General features: G+C 33.7%; 15 protein-coding genes. 5 read left to right on the top strand and 10 right to left on the bottom strand.

Features of this window, described 5'->3' with window-relative positions; all coding sequences use genetic code 11:
* Window positions 1-19: 19 nt before the first annotated feature.
* A complete protein-coding gene (locus GCL57_RS01645) occupies window positions 20-1,642 on the top strand; it encodes a beta-ketoacyl synthase N-terminal-like domain-containing protein (protein WP_152211517.1) in 1,623 nt (540 codons plus the stop codon).
* 3 nt (window positions 1,643-1,645) lie between these two features.
* Window positions 1,646-2,260, top strand: a complete 615-nt coding sequence (locus GCL57_RS01650; protein WP_152211518.1) for a 3'-5' exonuclease — start codon at window positions 1,646-1,648, stop codon at window positions 2,258-2,260.
* On the opposite strand, the gene GCL57_RS01655 is transcribed toward GCL57_RS01650, so the two are convergent.
* From GCL57_RS01655 to gltX, 3 genes are read right to left on the bottom strand one after another with little or no spacing between them, the layout of a single operon-like run.
* On the bottom strand, window positions 2,255-3,724 hold the full coding sequence (locus GCL57_RS01655; RefSeq protein WP_152211519.1) for a sensor histidine kinase: 1,470 nt from the start codon (window positions 3,722-3,724) through the stop codon (window positions 2,255-2,257). The two genes, GCL57_RS01650 and GCL57_RS01655, sit on opposite strands and share 6 nt — an antisense overlap.
* 9 nt (window positions 3,725-3,733) lie before the next feature.
* Window positions 3,734-6,487 (bottom strand): M16 family metallopeptidase, encoded by a 2,754-nt coding sequence (locus GCL57_RS01660; RefSeq protein WP_152211520.1) that lies wholly within the window; start codon window positions 6,485-6,487, stop codon window positions 3,734-3,736.
* Window positions 6,488-6,496: 9 nt separating this feature from the next.
* Window positions 6,497-7,948, bottom strand: a complete 1,452-nt coding sequence (gene gltX / locus GCL57_RS01665) for a glutamate--tRNA ligase (RefSeq protein WP_152211521.1) — start codon at window positions 7,946-7,948, stop codon at window positions 6,497-6,499.
* A 249-nt stretch (window positions 7,949-8,197) separates the two neighbouring features.
* On the opposite strand from gltX, the gene GCL57_RS01670 reads away from it, so the two are divergent.
* Window positions 8,198-8,494 (top strand): hypothetical protein, encoded by a 297-nt coding sequence (locus tag GCL57_RS01670; protein ID WP_152211522.1) that lies wholly within the window; start codon window positions 8,198-8,200, stop codon window positions 8,492-8,494.
* 195 nt (window positions 8,495-8,689) lie between these two features.
* On the top strand, window positions 8,690-10,087 hold the full coding sequence (locus tag GCL57_RS01675) for a delta-60 repeat domain-containing protein (RefSeq protein ID WP_152211523.1): 1,398 nt from the start codon (window positions 8,690-8,692) through the stop codon (window positions 10,085-10,087).
* 118 nt (window positions 10,088-10,205) lie between these two features.
* Here GCL57_RS01675 and GCL57_RS01680 read toward each other — a convergent pair whose 3' ends face one another.
* The 5 genes from GCL57_RS01680 to GCL57_RS01700 form a co-directional block, all read right to left on the bottom strand.
* A complete protein-coding gene (locus GCL57_RS01680) occupies window positions 10,206-11,339 on the bottom strand; it encodes a porin family protein (RefSeq protein ID WP_152211524.1) in 1,134 nt (377 codons plus the stop codon).
* Window positions 11,340-11,388: 49 nt separating this feature from the next.
* The gene (locus GCL57_RS01685) at window positions 11,389-12,885 is read right to left on the bottom strand and encodes a M17 family metallopeptidase (RefSeq protein ID WP_152211525.1); all 1,497 of its coding nucleotides are present in this window, start codon (window positions 12,883-12,885) and stop codon (window positions 11,389-11,391) included.
* A gap of 11 nt (window positions 12,886-12,896) precedes the next feature.
* Entirely contained in the window at window positions 12,897-14,447 is a 1,551-nt protein-coding gene (locus GCL57_RS01690) for an ABC transporter substrate-binding protein/permease (protein ID WP_152211526.1), read from the bottom strand.
* Window positions 14,444-15,217: an amino acid ABC transporter ATP-binding protein gene (locus tag GCL57_RS01695; RefSeq protein ID WP_152211896.1), complete on the bottom strand. Its 774-nt coding sequence runs from the start codon at window positions 15,215-15,217 to the stop codon at window positions 14,444-14,446. The genes GCL57_RS01690 and GCL57_RS01695 overlap by 4 nt, the downstream gene beginning before the upstream one ends.
* A 172-nt stretch (window positions 15,218-15,389) precedes the next feature.
* The gene (locus GCL57_RS01700) at window positions 15,390-16,148 is read right to left on the bottom strand and encodes a substrate-binding periplasmic protein (RefSeq protein WP_152211527.1); all 759 of its coding nucleotides are present in this window, start codon (window positions 16,146-16,148) and stop codon (window positions 15,390-15,392) included.
* 285 nt (window positions 16,149-16,433) lie between these two features.
* On the opposite strand from GCL57_RS01700, the gene GCL57_RS01705 reads away from it, so the two are divergent.
* Entirely contained in the window at window positions 16,434-17,429 is a 996-nt protein-coding gene (locus tag GCL57_RS01705) for an ABC transporter substrate-binding protein (RefSeq protein ID WP_152211528.1), read from the top strand.
* A gap of 39 nt (window positions 17,430-17,468) precedes the next feature.
* On the opposite strand, the gene GCL57_RS01710 is transcribed toward GCL57_RS01705, so the two are convergent.
* Window positions 17,469-19,337 (bottom strand): M3 family oligoendopeptidase, encoded by a 1,869-nt coding sequence (locus GCL57_RS01710; RefSeq protein ID WP_161597544.1) that lies wholly within the window; start codon window positions 19,335-19,337, stop codon window positions 17,469-17,471.
* A gap of 71 nt (window positions 19,338-19,408) precedes the next feature.
* Window positions 19,409-20,071: a Dph6-related ATP pyrophosphatase gene (locus GCL57_RS01715; protein ID WP_152211530.1), complete on the bottom strand. Its 663-nt coding sequence runs from the start codon at window positions 20,069-20,071 to the stop codon at window positions 19,409-19,411.
* Window positions 20,072-20,166 lie beyond the last annotated feature (95 nt).

Below are 20,166 nucleotides of genomic sequence, written 5' to 3' on the forward strand. Positions count from 1 at the left end.
CTCCAAAAGGAATTGTCGCATGTCTAAAAGTTCTTGTCCTATTCAAACTGCTCGCAGAAAGGTCTTTCTTTATGCAGCATCAGTTGTTGCTCCTGGAGCGTCAAATTTGAACGAGTTTCTTGAGATGATAGCGAAAGGGAAGTCTGTGTTATCTATTAAAGAATCGCTTTCAAATGCATTTCTAGTAGGTGAGCCTAAATTTGATTTTTCGAACTATAAAAATTGGCTTGAAGAAAGACATGGTCCTAAGAGATATTCATTATTAAATGAAAAAAGTGGTGATTTGGTTAAATATGGGATTGGAAGTTTAATTGATGCCTTAACCTCTAGGCCTTCATTAGAAAAAGCTATAAAAACACTGGATCCTAAAGTGTCAATTCAATACGCAACTGGATTAGGTGATTTGCCTGTTAATTTTCAATCTGCGCGAGAATATGATGAGGGTCTTTTTAAATGGAACTTATTTTGGGCAGATCCTATTCGCAATAAACCTTGTTATGAACATGTAAATAACATAAATATTGTAGAAAATGCACCTGAAAATCCAATTCAATTTCCACATGACTCTTATGAGCGTGTTGAAGCACTTAAGACATGGAATTCTTTTTGGACAAAAAAATCTCCTCTCTTGCAAGAATACTTAACTGAATTAAAAGCAATTGAAGCGCAACCTGTGGTTGGAAATGATATTGAAAATGCAAAATTAGCTTTAATTCGTTCAAAAACAAAAGCGCGTAGAGAATTAGTTGAAAAATATAAACATCCGACTCCACCATGGGAAAGTATTTCTCCAAATTTATTGTGGAATATACCAAATGTGGCAGCCTCTCAGGTTTCGATGATTTTAAATTTACATGGAATTTCAACGGGTTCAAGTGCGGCTTGTGCTTCTTTTGGTGCATTAATCGATAATGCGATGCTCGAAATTCAAAGTGGAAGAACAGACTTAGCTATTATAGGAGGAGTGGACTCTAATCCAAGTAATGAATTGGTTTCAGCTTTTTATTCTGGCAGGCTTGCTGTGTTAGGAGACACTCATGGAGTTCCATTTTGCGATCTGAGAGGAACTCACATTTCTGGAGGGGCTTGCACTTGGATTATAGCTGCTGAAGATGCCATGCGTAAGTTTGAAATTGAGCCATTACCAGTAGAAATTTTAGGGGCAGGTGTGAGCAGTGATGCAGAGCACATTATTACCCCTTCCAAGGAAGGTCCAAAACTTGCCATTCGAAGAGCTTTTGCTCAAGCTGATATAGTACCAAGCCAAATTCAAATGTGGGATATGCACGCAACAGGAACCCCCGGAGATTGGAATGAATTTAATCTCATAGAGGAGTTTGTTCCTAAAAAAGCTTTTATTTCTGCAAGAAAAGGAATTTTTGGGCATGGTATGTGTGTGGGTGGGGGTTGGGAATTAACGGCTCAACTTTTGGGTACCCAAAAAACAGGAGCTAATTCCTATTCGCTTATGCCTTCAGGAATCGATCCTGAAAGAGTGAATCCAAAAATTGCTTCACTTGAACGCAATCTTTTACTCAATAAAATAGTTAACTTTGAAAATACAGGTGATGGAATATATTGTGGAAAACTAAGTATGGGGCTTGGTGGAACCTCAAGTTGTGTGATTGCTCGGGTGAAGTAATCTATGCTTTCTCATACAAACTATTGTCCAGAACTTGGTTTTTTGGCTTGTTTATTTGAAAAACCTTTAGCTATAATCGATTTTGAAACTTCAACTCATCCCACATCACCTACGGGAGGAATTTTTGAAGTTGCCATTGCTAAAGTTGATCTTGATGGAAATGTTACTTTCAATTCTTCATATGTTAATCCTGAGTCTCAAATAACAGATTTTGTAAAAAACTTAACTGGAGTTGATCCACAAACTCTCAATCAATTTCCAACTTGGGGTGAAGTTTGGGCAAAAGAATTTATTGAAATCGGAAATGGTTGTGTTGTGCTTGGTTACAATATTTTAAGTTCCGATTTACCTGCTGCGCAAATTCAAAACAAAAGGTATCAATTTCCTCTTCCTCAATTTCAACATGCGCTTGATTTATATGAGTTACATAAAAAATTAAATAAGACAAATAAAGGTAAACTTCATGATCTTGCAAAACAATATGGAGTTCAATATGAAGGAAAAGTGCACAATGCGCTTGATGATGTCCTAATGACTTTGTATTTAGCGGAATCAATGCTTGTAAAACATGGTGTCGATATTTTTGTGTCTTCTGTTTGCCGCTTTGTTGCTTTATAAAAAAGGCAGTTCGACAAGAAATGTGGTTTTATTATTTTCTGAATTAAAAGATAATTTTCCATTTATTTGTTCTATAATATCTTTTGCAACATTGAGGCTTATTCCACTCCCTTTGCCACTAGGCTTAGTTGTAAAAAAAGGTTCAAAAATTTTATTTTTATTTTCTTCTAACATTGTGATTCCATTGTCTGTAAATGCAATAAGTATCTTTTTATCTTTTTTAGTAACACGTATACTAATTTGTCTATTTTCATTTTGTTGATTTAGAATAATAGAATCGATGCAGTTTAGAATTAAATATCTAAAAGCAAGATTGACTTCGATAGGATGACAAGTGATTTCTATATTTTCTGCATCTTCAAATTGGGTGATTAGATTTATTTCAAATGCATTTAATTTATCTTCAAAAGCGTTTAGAGATAATGTTAAAATATCGATTACTTTAATTTTTTCAAGATGCTGAGAAATATTTTGTTTTGATAATGTTCTCATTGTTTTGAAGGTTTTCTCAACTTTTTCAATATAGTTTTCAATAGTTTGAAAGGATATTTTGATAGTGTCATTTTCAATATTCGAAATTTCACTTGGAACGTGAGGAACTTTTTGAATATAATTAAGAATAATAGTGAGCGGATTTTTTATATCAAAAGTAATTCTTCCGAGCATATTGCTCAAATAAGATATTTTTCCAAAATAATCGATTTCTTCTTGAAGATCTTCTAATTTTTTTTCAATTTTTTTCCATTTAGTAACATTTTTTGAAATAACCAGATGGACATTTTCTCCAAAAGGTAACGTAATATACACCTTAGTATTTTCAAACCATATTGGATTTCCAAAGTGATCCGTTATCAGTTCTATTTCTGACGGGTTTTTATTTATAAGTTCTTGCTTTTTCTCATTTCCAGGCAACCATATTTCACCTTCTTCAATGAGTTTATTTAAAGAATCAACTTTAAATTCATTGTTTTTGCCCGCAAAATCAAAGAGAGCTTTATTGGCAAAGAGGTAATGCCCTACATGGTTAATAATTCCAATTAAATTAGGATCACTGTCAAAAATAGTTTTCATCAGTCCTTTGTGTAAAATGAAATCTTCAGCAGTATATTGATTTAATTCTTCACAAGAAAAGGCAAAGTTCTCTTGATCGAGTCGTGTTGCATTCCATCGCGTATGGATTATATGATTTGGAAAAGAAGAAAATTCAATGGAAACACTCTGGCTGAGGGGATCTTCTTCTTTTATTGTATTTAATTTTTGTTTAGCTTGTTCCGCTTCTATTTCTATTACAAATGTAAATAAATTTTTATTTTCTTTGAGACCATATTTTTTTGCAGCAGGATTTGCTTTTATGATTATGCCATTTTGATTTACAATAAATAAAGGATATTTTGAGGTTTGAAAGAAAAAAAGGTAATTTAGGTCATCCTGATTTGAATCTTCAAATGTCAGTTCATGACCCATTTTATGACCTCATTTTGATAAATTCCACTGAAAAACTTTATCTGATTTTTGAGGAATCCAAGTATCCTTGGGACCCACTATACTGATTATAGGATGATTTTCACATAATAAAGATTTTAACACGCTGCTAATCATTTCAGGTGTAACCGCATTGACACGTTCAGAAAAGCGTAAAAAGTTATCAAAATCGAGACCGTACACATCACTCATGGCAAGTTGTGAGGTTTGATAATTGTAATGTTGGGATTCGATGCTTTGAGATCCTAATACAGAACGTTGAGCGCGCATGAGTTCTTCCTGAGTGGGATTTTCACAGGCAAGTCTTTCAATATGTTCTTTTAAACCTTCTATGGCTTCTTGAGTTTTATGCGCTGAGGTTGCAATATATGTTGTAAACACCCCTGCTAGAACATTTGGAGATTGCGAAGCGCTGACCGCGTAAGCAAGTGAACGTTTATCACGTAGGTCAAGAAAGAGACGTCCTCCTTGTCCAGCAAGAATATTAGCTGCAAGTTCTAAAGCAGTACGTCTTGGATCAGATAAAGGGAAAGAGCGGAAGGAAAGCATAATATGTGCTTGCTCTCTTTTTAATTCATCAAAACCAATTTGTGCCTCAAATTCTTTTGGAAAGGGCGCATAAATAGGTTCTTGCAAGTTTTTAGCGACAAAATTTGCATCAAAAAAGGTTTTAAATTCAGACTCAATTAAATTAACAAAAGAGCGTAAATCAAATTCACCAGCTATTGAGAAAACAAATTCTTGAGCATGAAATAAATGAGCCCAAAAGTCGAGAGCATCTTCTTTTGTTACGTTATTTAAGGAGCTTTCTGTTCCAATTCCCGATAAAGAATAAGGATGATTTGGAAATAAAAGTGGTTGAGACACCCTTGCCAAACGTGCTGCTGGACTGTCTTTTTGTGCAATTAGCACTTCCAGTGTTTCTTTATGAATGCGTTGCCATTCTGTCTGTGAAAATTCGGGACGGAACAGGCAATCAAGCATCATTTGTGCTGTGCGTAAACTATTTTCACTAATGGAATCAAAGCGCATGCCAAATAAATCTCGTGACGAAAAAGCGCTAATACTCGAGGCATTATCTTCTAATTCTTCAATAAATTTTCGATAACTTTGTCTTTTCGTTCCACGTGTAAGCATACTAGCTGCTAAACCACCCACGCCATTTTTTAGGGAAGGCTCATTCATAAGGCCTCCCTTTAATACAAGCATTGCGCTCGTAATAGGAAGTCTATTTGATTCACGATAATTTATTTTAAGAGTTTTATTAAAAGGAAGTGAAATTTTAATTTGTTTGACAGCTGGATTTAATTCGGAAACTATTAAATTGTATGAATTGATCCAATTTTCTTTTACAAATTCTGGACTGTTACTTTGTTGAAGGCTCGCTTCAATTGGTTCTTGATTGTGATGCGTCATACAGACTGCACGAGAAATAGCTTCAATAAAATCATTTTCATTTGTCTCGGGCAATGCATCATTTGCAAGTGCAACTGAAATATGAAAATTTCCCGCTTCTAATTGGTTTACAACTTTTTGCGCAATATTTTGAATACTTTTTGTTGTTACCTTAGAAACGGAGTCCATATAAAAATTTTCAAATTCCATTTTTTGTGCTGTTTGTAAACTCATTCCAGCACTTCTTGATATACCATCCATGCTTTCACGGGAATATATTCTTTGTGCTTTTAAAGTATTTAAAACACGATTGAGTTCTTCGCGTGTAGGTGGAACTTCGGCTAAGCGACGAATTTCTTGTGTAATTAATTGCAATGCAGCTAAGCTATTTTTTGCCATTCCAAAAAAACCAATGCCAAAGAGTCCACTGTAATATTTTGGAGTGTAGCAAGAACTGTCAATGCTCGTCACAAGTTGAGTTTCTTCACGTAGTGTGCGGTTCAGGCGTGAGGAGTCAGACTCTCCTAAAATTGAGGCAAAGACATCCCAACTTGGCATTTCGAAGTGTTCTAAATTTGGAGAATAAGTTGCCAATTGAATACGAGCTTCTTGCCAAGGACCGCGTTCAATTTTTGCGGTGGGTTGCTTTTTCAATGAATTATCAATCAGTAAAGGTCTTGCTCTTTCTGGCACGGATTGCGGTGGAAATTCTTCACTGAGTTTTTCAAGGTGATTAAGCATATCTTGTGAATTAAAATCACCTGATGCAATAAAAATCATATTATTAGGTGTGTACCATTTTTTATAAAAATTATAGACTGTTTCTCGTGAGAAATTTTCTACAATATTTTGGTAACCAATCACAGGTCTTGCCATACTAGTTCCCTCATAAAAGAGGGAAAATAAGTTGTGTGAGACGACTGCATTGGGATTATCACGACTGCGCCTTATCTCTTCGATAATGACTTCGAGTTCTCGAGTGAGCTCGCCTTCGTCTAGAAGGCTGTTTTGCACAACATCAAGTAGGAGTTCTGCTCCTTTTTTAGCAAATGCTGCTGGCGCAGTTAGATGATAATTTGTGTGGTCAAAGGTTGTATAAGCGTTGATGTCTCCGCCTTCAAATTCGACTGTAGATGCAATTTGTCCTGTTTCTGGAAATTTTTTTGTTCCTTTAAATAACATATGCTCAAGAACATGAGCAACACCACCTTCAAAATCTTCTTCATCAAGTGAACCAGCTTTGACAAGAACTTGAATAGAAACTATAGGTGCAAAATCTGATGGATGGAGATAAACTTCCATGCCATTTGAAAGGTAACGGTGAATGATCTTGTGTTTTTGTTTGAGCATTTTTCCTCGTTATTCTTTTATTGTTTTTAAAAAATCAATTGCAAGTCGTGTTCTTCTTTGAACAATATCTTTGCCTAAGACTTCAATGCATTCGAATAAAGGTGGAGTTTCTTTACTACCTGTAACGGCAACTCGCATAGGCATAAAGACATCCTTAGGTTTTAAGGCCTTTTCAGCAAGGTATTGATTAAATATATTATGAATTTCTTCATGTTTCCAATTTTCACAGATATCGAGCTTTAAAACAAGGTCATTTAAATAACCTATTACATCAGCTGCGGTCCTTCCTTTTGGAATTAAGGGTGCATTATTATAATTTAAATCACCTTGAAAGAAAAAGGCTGTGCTGTCGATAAAATCTTCAAACTTTTCAACTCTTTCTTTAATAAGGGGTATTATTTTTAATAAATACTCATCATTGAAAACAATTTCTTTTAAATTTATGAGCCACTTTTCGTTGCTCTCTTGTTTTAAGTATTGTCCATTGAGCCATGCAAGTTTTTTAAGATCAAACACGGGGCCGCCCAAAGTCATTCTATCCCAAGTGAATCCTTCAATCATTTCGTGTGTGCTAAAAATTTCGCGATTGTCACCGAAATTCCAGCCCATAAGTGCAAGAAAATTACGAAGAGCTGCTGGTAGAATTCCTTTGCGACGATAATAATTAATAGATGTAGGATTTTTGCGTTTTGAAATTTTAGATTTATCTGAGTTTCTTAATAAAGGTAAATGACAAAACTCTGGTTGCTCCCAGCCAAACATTTCATACAGCATAACATGTTTTGGAGTTGAAGATATCCATTCTTCCCCACGAATAACATGAGTGATTTTCATAAGCTGATCATCTACAACCACTGCGAGATGATAGGTAGGAAATCCGTCTGTTTTTAAGAGGACTTGATCGTCTACGCCATCGTTTTCAAATTCAATATTCCCACGCAACATGTCTTTAAAAATGGTTTTACCAGTTGTTGGCATTTTCATGCGGATAACATGTGGTAGATTTTGTGCAAGTTTTTTTTCAACATCTTCTTTGGGAAGATCACGACAAAGTCTGTCGTAGCCAGGAGGAAGTTTTTGTGCTTGTTGAGCTTTGCGCAACTCGTCAAGACGTTGTGATGTGCAAAAACAGCGGTATGCGTGACCTTTATTGACTAGAACTTCAGCATATTCTTTATAGCTTTCTTTTCTTTCGCTTTGCTTATAAGGAGCATGTGGTCCACCGATGTCAGGACCTTCATCCCATTGAATTCCAACCCATTTTAGGGCGCTTAAGATCATAGCTTCGCTGTCAGCGCGATAACGTTTTTGATCGGTATCTTCAATACGGATAATAAATTTTCCATTGTGCTTTTTAGTAAACACATAGTTAAATAATGCAATATATGCAGTTCCTATATGAGGATCTCCGGTTGGGCTTGGTGCAATACGAACCCGCACTTCTTTGTGCGCTTGTGTCATGAAATAACTCCTGTTTACGTGGGAGAAATGAATCCCTGTTCAATATGGCTTTACAACATGTTGAGTTCTTTTGGCAACGACTTAAATATATGGATTGAAAAAGAAAGCTTAGAATAATTGAGTTGCAAAATAAGGAGCTCACTTTATACTGCAATTTGAACATGAAGCTTTTGAATACAGCTAAATTCATTTACTTCATAACAGAAAGTATAAATAAAATTATTTAAGTAAATTAGAGAATTGTTATATATGAGATTTGAAAAACTAAACAGTGGCCATTATTTTTTAATATTAAAACAAGATTTTTTTAAGCGTGATCTTTGGCTTAAAGAAGCTGTTGTTTTTGCATTAAGTTCACATAAGGCGGCTGAAATATATACTGAAGCCTATTGCCAAGAAAATGATCAAGTTCATAGTATAAATAAAATCTCTGAATTTAATTGTGAATTTATATTAAAAGGCAGTCATAATTACGAATGTAAATATAAAGCGGAAATTGTCAGAGAATTAGAAACAGAAATACCAGCCTATTTACGAGAAAAATAAAAGTATAACTATCAAAACAATACTGTTAATATTTTTAAATAATAGAAAAACTTATAATTTTTCCATTATAAAGTCTTCTCAATCGTTAACTAATCGTCAAAAAATTGACACTTCAAGTTATCTTTTATAAAAAACTAAAATATAAATTGTTATAATAAATAAAGTTTTTATTACTATAATAGAATAAGGTGCAATATGAAAAAAAGAATTTCTAAATTCGTTATCTTTACATTTTCTGTTTTTATTATTTTGAATGGTTGTCAAAAATCAAGTAATGATTTTGGTTTTTTAAATGGTATATATAACTCTGGACTTGATTCTATAAATGCAAGCTCTTTGATAGATGATCATAATAATAATGAAAATCCAACACAATTAATTAAATTCAATGGAGTTCTTGATAAAACATTTGCTAAAACTGGATATGTGCAAACAGAAATTAATACTAAAGCACAAGTTACGGCGCACGCTGTTGCTCCAGATGGTTCCGTTATTGCGGGCGGATTTTCAATTTTAAAAGATGGTACAAGTGTCTTTAGTTTAGCAAGATATAATAAAGATGGTACTTTAAATACAAACTTTGGAACGGGTGGAACTGTTCAGACGCAAATAGGATCAGAAGCGGCAATAAATTCGATTCTTTTATTGCAAGATGGCTCTATTATTGCCGGAGGTTTTTCGAGAAACTGTGCAAATGTGCCGCTGTTTACTTTAGTAAAATATAAAGCGGATGGAAAAATAAGTCGTTCTTTTGGCTCGAGAGGAATTGTGCAAACTCCGATTGGGATTTCGTCTGCTATACGTAGCTTAGTTTTATTAAAAGATGGCAATATTCTTGCTGCCGGATATTCTGCAACGAATCCGAAACTTCCAATGATGACAATAGCAAAATACAGTACTTTTGGAACTTTAATTGATGAATTTGGTGATGATGGGATTGTGCAGACTCAAGCGGGTGAATCTAGCCAGTTTTATTCAGCCACAACCCTAAATGATGGAGCAATCGTTGCTGGTGGCTATATAAATACAGATCCATTTAATAGATCTTATGCTCTCGTTAAATATGATTCTTCCGGTAAGGTTTCAGCTGATTTTGGTACGAATGGAATTACAACTGTGCAGATTGGGGTAGGTTCTTATGTTTTATCGTTAGCGGCCTCATCTGATGGTACTATTATCGCGGGGGGATACTCTGAAGGAGCAACACATTTAAGTTACTTTACGGTTGCAAAATTTGACTCTCATGGCTATTTACAATTAAATTTTGGCACTGGTGGAATAATTTTAAATGCAATGGCGGCAAACATTTCTTTTTCTTCTTACACATGTTCAGTGCTTGTTTTAAATGATGGAAGTATTTTAGCAGGAGGTTATGCAACAGGAGTTGATAATTCTTCTGCATTTACCATGATTAAGTATGATCGAAGTGGCAATATTGCTTTAGACTTTGGTAAAAAAGGTATGGTTCAAAATAAATTTGGAAATTATTCTTATTTGCAAGCGATGACCTTACAAAGTGATGGTACTGTTGTTACAAGCGGATATGGTGAGAAAAATGGAAAAATAGTTTTTACAGCAGCTCGCTATAAATAAACTTTAATAAACATGACTTTCCAGCTGAGCACTACAATTGCTCTAGAAGGTTATTCAGATGTTAATTGGTGTATTTTAAAGCTTACGCTTGGATTGAAAAGTGATTTATAAACTCATTTCATATAAATGCATCAAAGTTAATCCCTAACGAGAGGCATAATAAAAAGTAATTTTTAAAATTGCTATCTGAATAGCCAAAATCAGTAGAAAAACCAAGGTTAATATAATTTAATTTACTCATAAGACCAAAAGTAAAGTGAGGTCTAAATGATGTATTATGTCGATTTGAAGGTTCTAAGTAGGTTCCTAATAAAATTTCATAATTATAAATTTTAGAATATTCTTTAATCATTTGCAAACCAATTTTAGGAACCAAGCGTGCTGAAAGTGTATATTTTGCATCGTCATCTGCGAGTGTTTTATTAAGAAATAATGTATTAAGTGAGTTTTCATTTAAGAGTGAATATGGAGTGTATACAACTTCTTTGATATTAAAATAAAAGAGTTGTAATTGACTCATTATATTAACGATTGAAAAGTAATTTATTTGAATATTTGGGGCATATAGGCCACCTATTTGTAATTTACCTGGCTCAATAAAGCTGATATCTTCATTTCCATTGCTTTTTGAAAGAATTGTTTTAGGATAATAAATAAAATTGAACAGCAGACCTTCTCTAACAAGCCAGGTGCTAGCAAAAATAATTCGATATCCAAAAAAATTTGTACTGTAACTTCCAGTGTTATTATCACGTTCTAATACTTTTCCTGCCTGTGATATTCCTAAACCAATGTTTAAATTATCATTAAGCTTATATCCAACATTTAAATTTAAAAAATTTGTGCTTACATGAACAGTGTCATTTTGAAGTTGGCTGCTAAATCCTTCTTTTTCATTTAATAAAGCAACAGCCAATCCAATTTTATCATTTATTTTATAAGAAATACCAAGGCCAATCCCAATGATATTATTAGGATCACTCGGTATTGAGTTTTGCACTGCAGGTGAATTATCTGTTCCTTGATATAAAATAAAAGTGGGATCGAAACCTTCTTCTTGCAGACCAATTATAGAAGGGTTGTTATAATAACTAAAACTAACATTTTTTGATGCTGCTGAGGATCCCGCTAGCCCAATATATTTAGGATCACCACTGTTTGTAAATCGATTTGAAGAATAATAAATTGCATATGAATTAAAGTTCCAAAGATTAAAAAAAATTATGATTAATATTTTGAATATTTGATTCATGCAATCCTTGATAATTTTATTTTTAAATTATAAATATTTTGTATTTACATTATTTTTTTGCAAGATTTTCTATAATATTGACGATGGTTCTTGCTCCATAAGCAGAAGAACAGTTTGTTGCTAAATATCCATTGTCTCTTGAGTTTTCAGAAACATTAGCAATGTCTAAATGCAACCAATCTGTATTTTGTGGAACAAATGCCTGTAGGAACGCTGCCGCATGCATAGTTGCAGCACCTTCGCTCCATTTATTGTTCATATTTGTAAAATCTGAGACTGTTCCTTTAATGTTTTCTGTAGCTTCTGGTAAAATCTCAAGATGAACAAATTTTTCACCTGCAAGTGCAGAAGCTTCTTTTACTTTTTCTATCATTTGATCATTATTTGAACAGACAATTGCAGCTAAATTACCTGCAATTTGAGTTGCGCCACCTGTGAGTGTAGCAATGTCAATAATTAATTTAGGAGCAAATGATGCTGAAAAGGCAATAGCATCAGCTAAAATAAGACGGCCTTCTGCGTCTGTATTAAAGACATCAACAAGTTTACCATTCCAAGCTTTATAGACATCACTTGGTCGTTGAGCATGATCTCCAATGGTGTTTTCAACACACACAATCATACTGATAATGCGAATTGGAATGTCTTCCTTTGCAGCTATATAAGCTGCTGAAAAAACATTGGCAGCACCGGACATATCGTATTTCATTTCATTGTGGTGTTTTTTTCCTTTTATAGAATAACCGCCAGTATCAAATGTAACACCTTTGCCAATGACAACGACGGTTTCTTTTGCATTTGGAGGATTGTAGTCAAAAATTGCTAAATAAGGTTCGTGAATACTACCTTTGCCAACGGCAATAATTCCACCAAAGCCTTGCTTTTCAAGTTCTGATTTATTTAAAAGAGTTGTTTGGATGTTTTTAAATTTTAAAAGCTGCTCGCTCGCTAAGGTAACAAGATCTTTGGGGCGCAATTGATTTGAAGGGAGATCGCTTAGGTAACGGGCATAATTTAAACTTTGTCCCCTATGAATACCTTTTTCAATTGCTGAAAGGATAGTTTTTTGCTCAAATTTATGACTTGAGAATTTTAATTTGATATTTTCAACTGATATCATTTTCTTTTGGGGGAATGATTGATTTGAATAGATATGTTCGAATGAGTACAAGGCTAAAGCTGCTGTTTCTGCAAATACATAGGCAATATAATTTAAATCAGAGCTTTCTGAAAGAAAAATATCAACAAAAATATTTTGTAGATTTTGTTCTTTTGCTTCAGAAATGATTTTGCCGATTGCTTTGCGAAAACCAAATAAGTTTGCATTGTTTGCAGAACTACCTGCTCCAATAGCAATAATAATTTGGTTATCTTGAGATAATGTCTTTTTATCTCCACTCTTTCCAAGAAAATGAGATTCTTTAAATTTATCTAAAAGTTTTTCAGATTCTTTAAAATATTCATTATTTTCGCAAAATATTGAAAATATAGTCTCACAGTTTTGCGGTATCTTTTGCATAAGATCTATGGTTATTCTTGTCTGCATTTTCTGTTTCCTTAAGATTGGACTCCCTTGAGTTGCTTTTTATTATTAACAGAATAGTACTTTTCTGCCATTCTTGATAGACGTGCAAAGGGCAAGCCAATTAAAAAATACATAGCTGCAGTAAGAAGTCCAATCCCTAAGTAATCAAAGTAAGTTGATGCAAGTTGTCCATAAACAGTTGTAAGCTCAATTAATGTAATGACAGAAACCAAGGAGGAGTCTTTGATCAAAGCGATGAAATCGTTTGTTACTGGTGGAATAACCACTCTCATTGCTTGTGGAATTACGATATGGCGCAGTGCTTCTAAACGAGACATTCCCAGTGCAAATGCGGCGTCCATTTGACTATGTGGAATGGAAGATATTCCTGCTCTATAATTTTCAGCTTCACTTGCAGCATAATTCATGCCTAAACCAATAACTGCTGCGACATAAGGTTCAAATTTAATTCCTAAGTTTGGTAAACCATAGAAAATTAAATAAAGTTGAATTAATAATGGAGTTCCTCTAATTATTTCAACATAAGTTAAGGCTAATTTAGAAAGAACTGGATGTGCGTAAAGTCTAATTAATGCTATAAAAAGGCCAAATACAACTGCAACAACCATAGCGAGCATTGAAATTTCTAAAGTTCTAACTGCACCTTTTGCGAGTAAGGGAAAGAAATCGACATAAAGCTTAAGTTTATCAATAAATGTGCGTTCTAAATTCATGCTGCGAAGATATTCTTTATACCCAACTGCCTCTGTTTTGGGTTCTACACTGACTCCCCATGCTTCAGCCATTTTGGGATTCCACAGTCCCCATTTTTCAATTATGGTCTGTATTTTTCCTTCTTTTATAAGTATATTTAGCGCCTTATTTACTTTTATTCTAAGAGCATTATTGTCTTGCTTAAAAGCAATTCCGTATTTCATATAGCCAATATTTGGACCAACAAACTTTAATTTCGCATTGTGTTTTGCATAATACTGGGCAATAGGAGCATCTAATAAAACAGCATCAAGCCTTTCGCCCGAAGCAAGATCTGCATAAGCATTTATTTCTTCGCCGTATTTTTTTATTTGAACATCTCCAGTGTCTTCAAGAATTTTATAAGCTAATGATGCTGGGAGAGTTGCAACTCGTTTGCCTTTTAAATCTTTTAATTCATTTATTTCGTGATTTTCTTTATTAACGACAAGTTGTTCATAAGTGATATAGTAAGGATCAGAAAAACGAATAGCTTGTTCTCTCTCATCAATAATTTCAAGACCATCTATAACGACATCATAATTTCCGGCGTTCAAACCAGGTATGAGTCCGTCCCATTGATTTTGAATAAAGACTGGTTTCATATTTAGCTTTTCAGCAACTGCTTCGATTATATCGACATCCAGTCCAATGATTTTTGAAGGATCTTTTGCATCGCGGAATACATAAGGTGCACCACTGTTTGCATCGCTGCCCCAGCGGAGAATGCCTTTTTCAGAGCAAAATGCGTGAATGGAAAAGAAAATACAGGATAAAGTAACAATAATGTTTCGCATGTTCAGCATTGGTGTATGATCACCTTTCTTCATAGGAAATTTCTAAGAAAACGACGCGTTCTTTCATCTTTAGGCGAAGAAAAAATTTGCTCTGGAGTTCCCATTTCGACAATGCGACCTTCTTGCATATGAACAATATGGTCAGCAACATCACGTGCAAAACGCATTTCATGGGTCACCACGATTTGTGTCATCCCCTCATCATCTAGGGTGCGCATAACCTGTAGAACTTCATGTACGAGGTCGGGATCAAGTGCTGAGGTGGGTTCATCATAGAGAATTGCTTTTGGTGACATAGCTAAAGCTCTTGCAATTGCAGCTCTTTGTTGCTGTCCACCGGAAAGTTGGCAAGGATAATGATCTGCATGCCGCTCTAAGCCTACTTTTATAAGAAGTTCTTTTGCTTGGCTGTGGGCAAGATCAACGTTCATTTTCTTAACGACAACAGGTGCCTTTGTAATATTTTCTAATAGAGTTAGGTGTGGAAATAGATTAAAACTTTGAAAAACCATTCCAACATTTTCACGTATAGCACGTGCTTTTTTATCAAAATCCTTCATAATTGATTTTGAATCTTCACTTCGCTCAAGCGCAACGCCGTTAATAACTATGGACCCTGAGTCAAGTGTCTCGAGTCCGTTAAGACATCGAAGCAAAGTGGATTTTCCACACCCAGAAGGTCCAATTAAAACAGTAAGTTCTCCTGGTGTGACTTCGAGATCGATACCACACAATACAGCAAGATCACCATGTTTTTTTTTCAGATTTTTCACTGAAATGTATGCGCCAGTTGCACTTATCATCATGATGTTAAAGCACCCCCTAAAATCTAAAAGATGAATGAAGTAAAGGTAACAAAAGGAAGGCATCAATTGCCGAGCATGCAGGTAACATATAATAATCAGATTTGGAAATGAAAGAATGATAAAAATGAGTGAGGAGAGATTTTTTTATGAACTAGGAGAATGATAGGAGTCAGTCATACTTTCTCAAAATTACTTTATACTGAGATGTTTGTTTATATTTATCCAGTGCAATTTTTAATTCTTGTAAATCTTCTTCTTGTGTTTGTAAGGAAGTTGCAACCCATATTTGGCATTTTTCTAAAATAAAATATTTATTCATAATATTATTATAGTTTTTTTTCTTGACATTATAAATTAACTTTTTGGTGGTACTAATCCATGCATCTATCTTTTCTTGAGAGAGAAGCTCCAAACACTGCATGTCGCTTTTACAAGGATAATATTTGTCATTCAATTCTAGTCTTTTGAGAATGATATCGGCACTGCTCCCGGCTAAGGCTCCAATTTTCTTTAATGAGTTTATTTGAGTAAAAGATGTTATTTGAGGATTCTTCTTTAAGTTTACAATAATTGAGTTTTCATCATAAAGAGAGGAAATCCATTTGAAACTCTTTTCTCTTCCAATTGATCTTAATAAAAAAGTGAGTGAATTTTTTTGAGTTGCAAGATTAACGGCCCTTGTCCAAGGCAAATCTGTTTCAGATATTTTAAATTTTATATTATTCTTTAGCAAAGCTGCAATAAGAATTTCAACTCCAATACCCTGACTTTTAATGCCATCAAACTTAATAAAGAGGGGAGGGTTTATACCCGCAATTATTTCAAAATCAACATTTTTTGCAAATAATTTATTATGAGAAATAAGAAGTGTAAATATTAAAATATACCCATAAAATATTAATATTTTTATTTTTTTTAATAGAGCCATTGAAATCCCATAAGAATAATATTAATTAAAAGAATAAAATCCTTTTAAAATGTACTATGATCTTTAATTTATAGCATATTTGTCTTAATGCCTTCATTGGAGGTGAAAGCAAATGGTCAAAAAAATGGCAATATCTAACGTCGCTTATTAAATTTAATAAAGCTTAAATAAAGAGCGGTTTTTGTTCGTTTGAATCTATTACGAAATGGTTTCTTTTCATTAGATTGACTTATATTTTAATCAATTTTAAAAGGAGATGATTTTGAAATAGGAAGTGGAGGCTCAATGTTAAAGAAAATTGTATTTATACTTATTGGGTTAATAGCACTCTTAATTGCTGCAACTGCAATTTTTATAAATAATAAAGATAAAAGTATAATAAAAGATAGGAAGTCTGTTACTTTGCTATTGGATTGGAAGCCAAATACAAATCATGCTGGCTTTTATGTGGCTAAAATTAAGGGATTTTATGAAAAAATAGGTATTGAATTAAAGATTTTAAATCCCAGCCAAACAACAACAACAACTTTAGTTGGAACAGGCAACGCTGACTTTGGTATCAGCTATGCAAATGATATTATTTATGCTCGAAATATGGGGGTTCCCATTGTTTCAATTGCTGCGATCATTCAGGCAAGCACTTCATGTTTTGTTTGGAGGAAATCTGCAAATATTTCAGACATAAAAGGTTTTGAAGGAAGAAGATATGGAGGTTGGGGAGGGCCCGAAGAAAATGCGACCTTAAAATATATTATGGAAAACAATGGTGCTGATTTTTCGAAAGTCCAAATGCTTACGACGGGTTCACAAGATTTTCTTCAAGCAACTCTTAAAAATGTTGATTTTACATGGGAGTATTTGGGGTGGAATATCCTTGCCGCGCAGTTAAAAAATATAGAAATCGAAACATACTGTCCTGCTGATCAATTTCCCGTGTTTGATAAACCGTCTCCGTTGATTATTACGAGCGAGAAAATGTTAAAAGAGAACCCTGAGCTCGTAAAAGCATTTTTAAAAGCGACTTCTGAAGGATTTAATTTTACAATTGAAAACCCAAGTGAAGCTGCTGATAATATATTACAATCTGTACCTGAATTAGATAAACTTTTAGTTAAAAAATCCACCGAATTTTTAGCAAATTTATATAAGGGAAATGCTTCTCAATGGGGTATACAAGATGAGAAAAAATTTAATCTTTATGCAACATGGATGAAAGATGTCGGTCTTATAAAAGATGTACCAAAGGTAGATACATATATTAATAATAAATTTTTACCTTAAAATTTTAAATATATGAAAAGCTAAGTTTTTGGAGTGACTCTATTTTTTAATAGTGTAATTTACTAGACCTTCAAAATGCTCAATTTGCTTTTCAATTATTTTTAAACTGCTTTGCCAAAAATCTGGTTTTCGAATATCAACATTCAAATGTGTTTTTATAAGGTCTTCTGCGGTCATATTTCCTGTGTCTCTTAATAAATTAACATATTTATTGTAAAAATCTTTTCCAAGTTTTTCTTTTTGAGCGTAGACTCCTAGACTGAATAAATAGCCAAAAGTATATGGGAAATTATAAAAGCTCAAGTCTGAGATATAAAAATGCAATTTACTTGCCCAGAAAAGAGTATTCATCTCGGAAAGTGTATCGCCGTAATACCGCTTCCATGAGCGTTCCATTAAATTTTTGAAATCTTGTACACTCAAATTTTCTTTTAAACGCATTTCATAGAATTCTTTTTCAAAAGTAAAACGAGCAGGGATATTTAATAAGAAAGTTGCAGCATTCTCTGCATTGTTAAAGGCAATTGGAAATTGTTCTTCTTTACATTTTGCTTTGTTCATGAGGGCATTGCCAACAACTGTTTCGGCAAAAATGCTCGCAGTTTCAGCTAAATTCATGGGATAGTTTGTTTGAATATGAGGTAAATCACGCATTACCCAGTGATGAAATGCATGCCCTAATTCATGGGCAAGGGTGGAAACATCTCCTAGACCTCCCATAAATGTCATGTAGACGCGCGGAGATCTCGACTTTTCAAAGCTTGTGCAATAAGCACCCGGTCTTTTATAGTCGCCCAGCCTGCCTTCAATCCATTTGTTTTTTTGCATCATTTCAGCAAATTCAGCCATTTTTGGATCGACTTCAGCAAAGGCATCAACTATAATTTTCATACCTTCTGCAAAAGTATATTTTGATTGTGTTTCTTTACTGCCTAAATGAGGTGCTGGTGCAAAGAGGTCAGAAGGGTGAAGTTGTTCAATTCCACTTGCTTTTGCTTTTAAGTGCAAAGCTTTTTGGCCGATTTGTTTACCTTCTTGAATAACTGAAAATAAAGAATCAAGAGTTTCCTGTGACATTCTATTTTCATGTAGTGGATTAATTAAAAAATGTTTGTTTGTTTTTGTGGATCTTCTTTTATTAATTGTGTGTCGCCACCCTGCTAGGGCATTGAGAGCTTGTGCACAGACTTCAGTGTTTTTTTCCCACCCATTTTGAATTGCTATATAAGCGGCTTTTCTTATGGCAGGACTTGCATCTTGTAAAAGAGCATTTGCTTTTGCAATCCCCATTTTTTCTGTTCCGTTAGGCATATGAACTTCACATTCAATTTGTGATGAAATATTGCTATATAAATTATCCCATGCTGTGTGGCCATCAATTGCAAGTGACGTTATCAGTGTTTCTTCATCAAGGCTTAAAAGAAAGTCCTTTAATTTTCTTTCATGTTCAATTTGAAATTTTTGTGTTTTTGTTTTTTCGTGATTCAAATAATCATGAAGAATTTTCTCTGGAGCTAGGGTAAGAAAGAGTGATAAGGGTTTATACGCTTGTTCTAATTGCGCATGTAATTCTTGACATTTTGTAATCATTTGTTTGGCTATTTCGTTTTTGCCATCAACTGATACAATGCAATTTGTATAGACATAAAGATTTGATGCCACCACATTTGCATTTTCGCGAATTGTAAATATTTCTTGCCCGTTTTTTACAATTTCTTTAGCTGTTTCATTTGATAAATTTTCAATTTCTTTTATATTTTTTGAAATGACTTTTGTTAATTCTTGAATTTGCAAGATAGCTTGTTGCACTGATTTTAAATCATTTTTATATTCAATGCTATTTAATGAAGGATATTCAGAGGAGTTATCCCAATGTGGACCTTGAATGTTACTTTGCAGGTTTGTCATATTTTCTCCATTATATATATGCATCAAAAGACAGCTGTTAAAGATAATGTAATGATTTATATCATTACATGTTAACTTACATTTAATATTGAAATGTCAAGTGTCCAATATCCATTTCGTAAATTAATATCACCATCTTTTAATATAAGTCTATCTTTAAAGAAAGGGGCTTCGTGGATAATGGTTTGATATTCTCCATTTTCTCCCCAAATGTCTATTTTTCTGTTTCTAAATTCTTCAATAATCTCCTTATCTAAATTTTTCCCAAGAAACTCTCTTGTTAAGCATTTTTCGTTTACTGCAATGATTTTTGCTTTGAAACCATTTTCAAGAAAATCTGAAAGTGCGGCTTCTTTATTCTTTTGCCACAATGGAAAATGGTTTGATAATTTTTGTCTTTCACAAATTGATTCTGCTAAGTTTTTGCGCTCTTCATTTGTTATTTCGTTAAAGAAACCACCATCAATTTTATGCTTTTTAAGCGATGCGAGAGTCAATTCATAGTTTTTTTCAAATTCTTGTAAAGATGTATTAAATATGAGCAATGGAATATTGAGAAGATCTGCTTGGGCACGCAATATATGTGGAGAAAGAGAATGTGTTCGATGGCCTGTATTTGTTTCCATGATAGGCGTAATAATACATTTAATCTGATTTGATTTTTGTGCATCATAGAGTGCTAAGCAGCTATCATGACCGCCAGACCACATACAAAAAAGGTTTTTTTGTTCCAAAGCTTTACTTCCTTTTAAAGATAAAGTGAAAAAAGAAAAATAGAAAAAAGCAATCTAAATATAACAAAAATTTTAGTTTTGACAATCTTTGGTTT

The sequence above is a fragment of the Fluviispira multicolorata genome (assembly GCF_009208585.1).
Taxonomy (GTDB): domain Bacteria; phylum Bdellovibrionota_B; class Oligoflexia; order Silvanigrellales; family Silvanigrellaceae; genus Silvanigrella; species Silvanigrella multicolorata.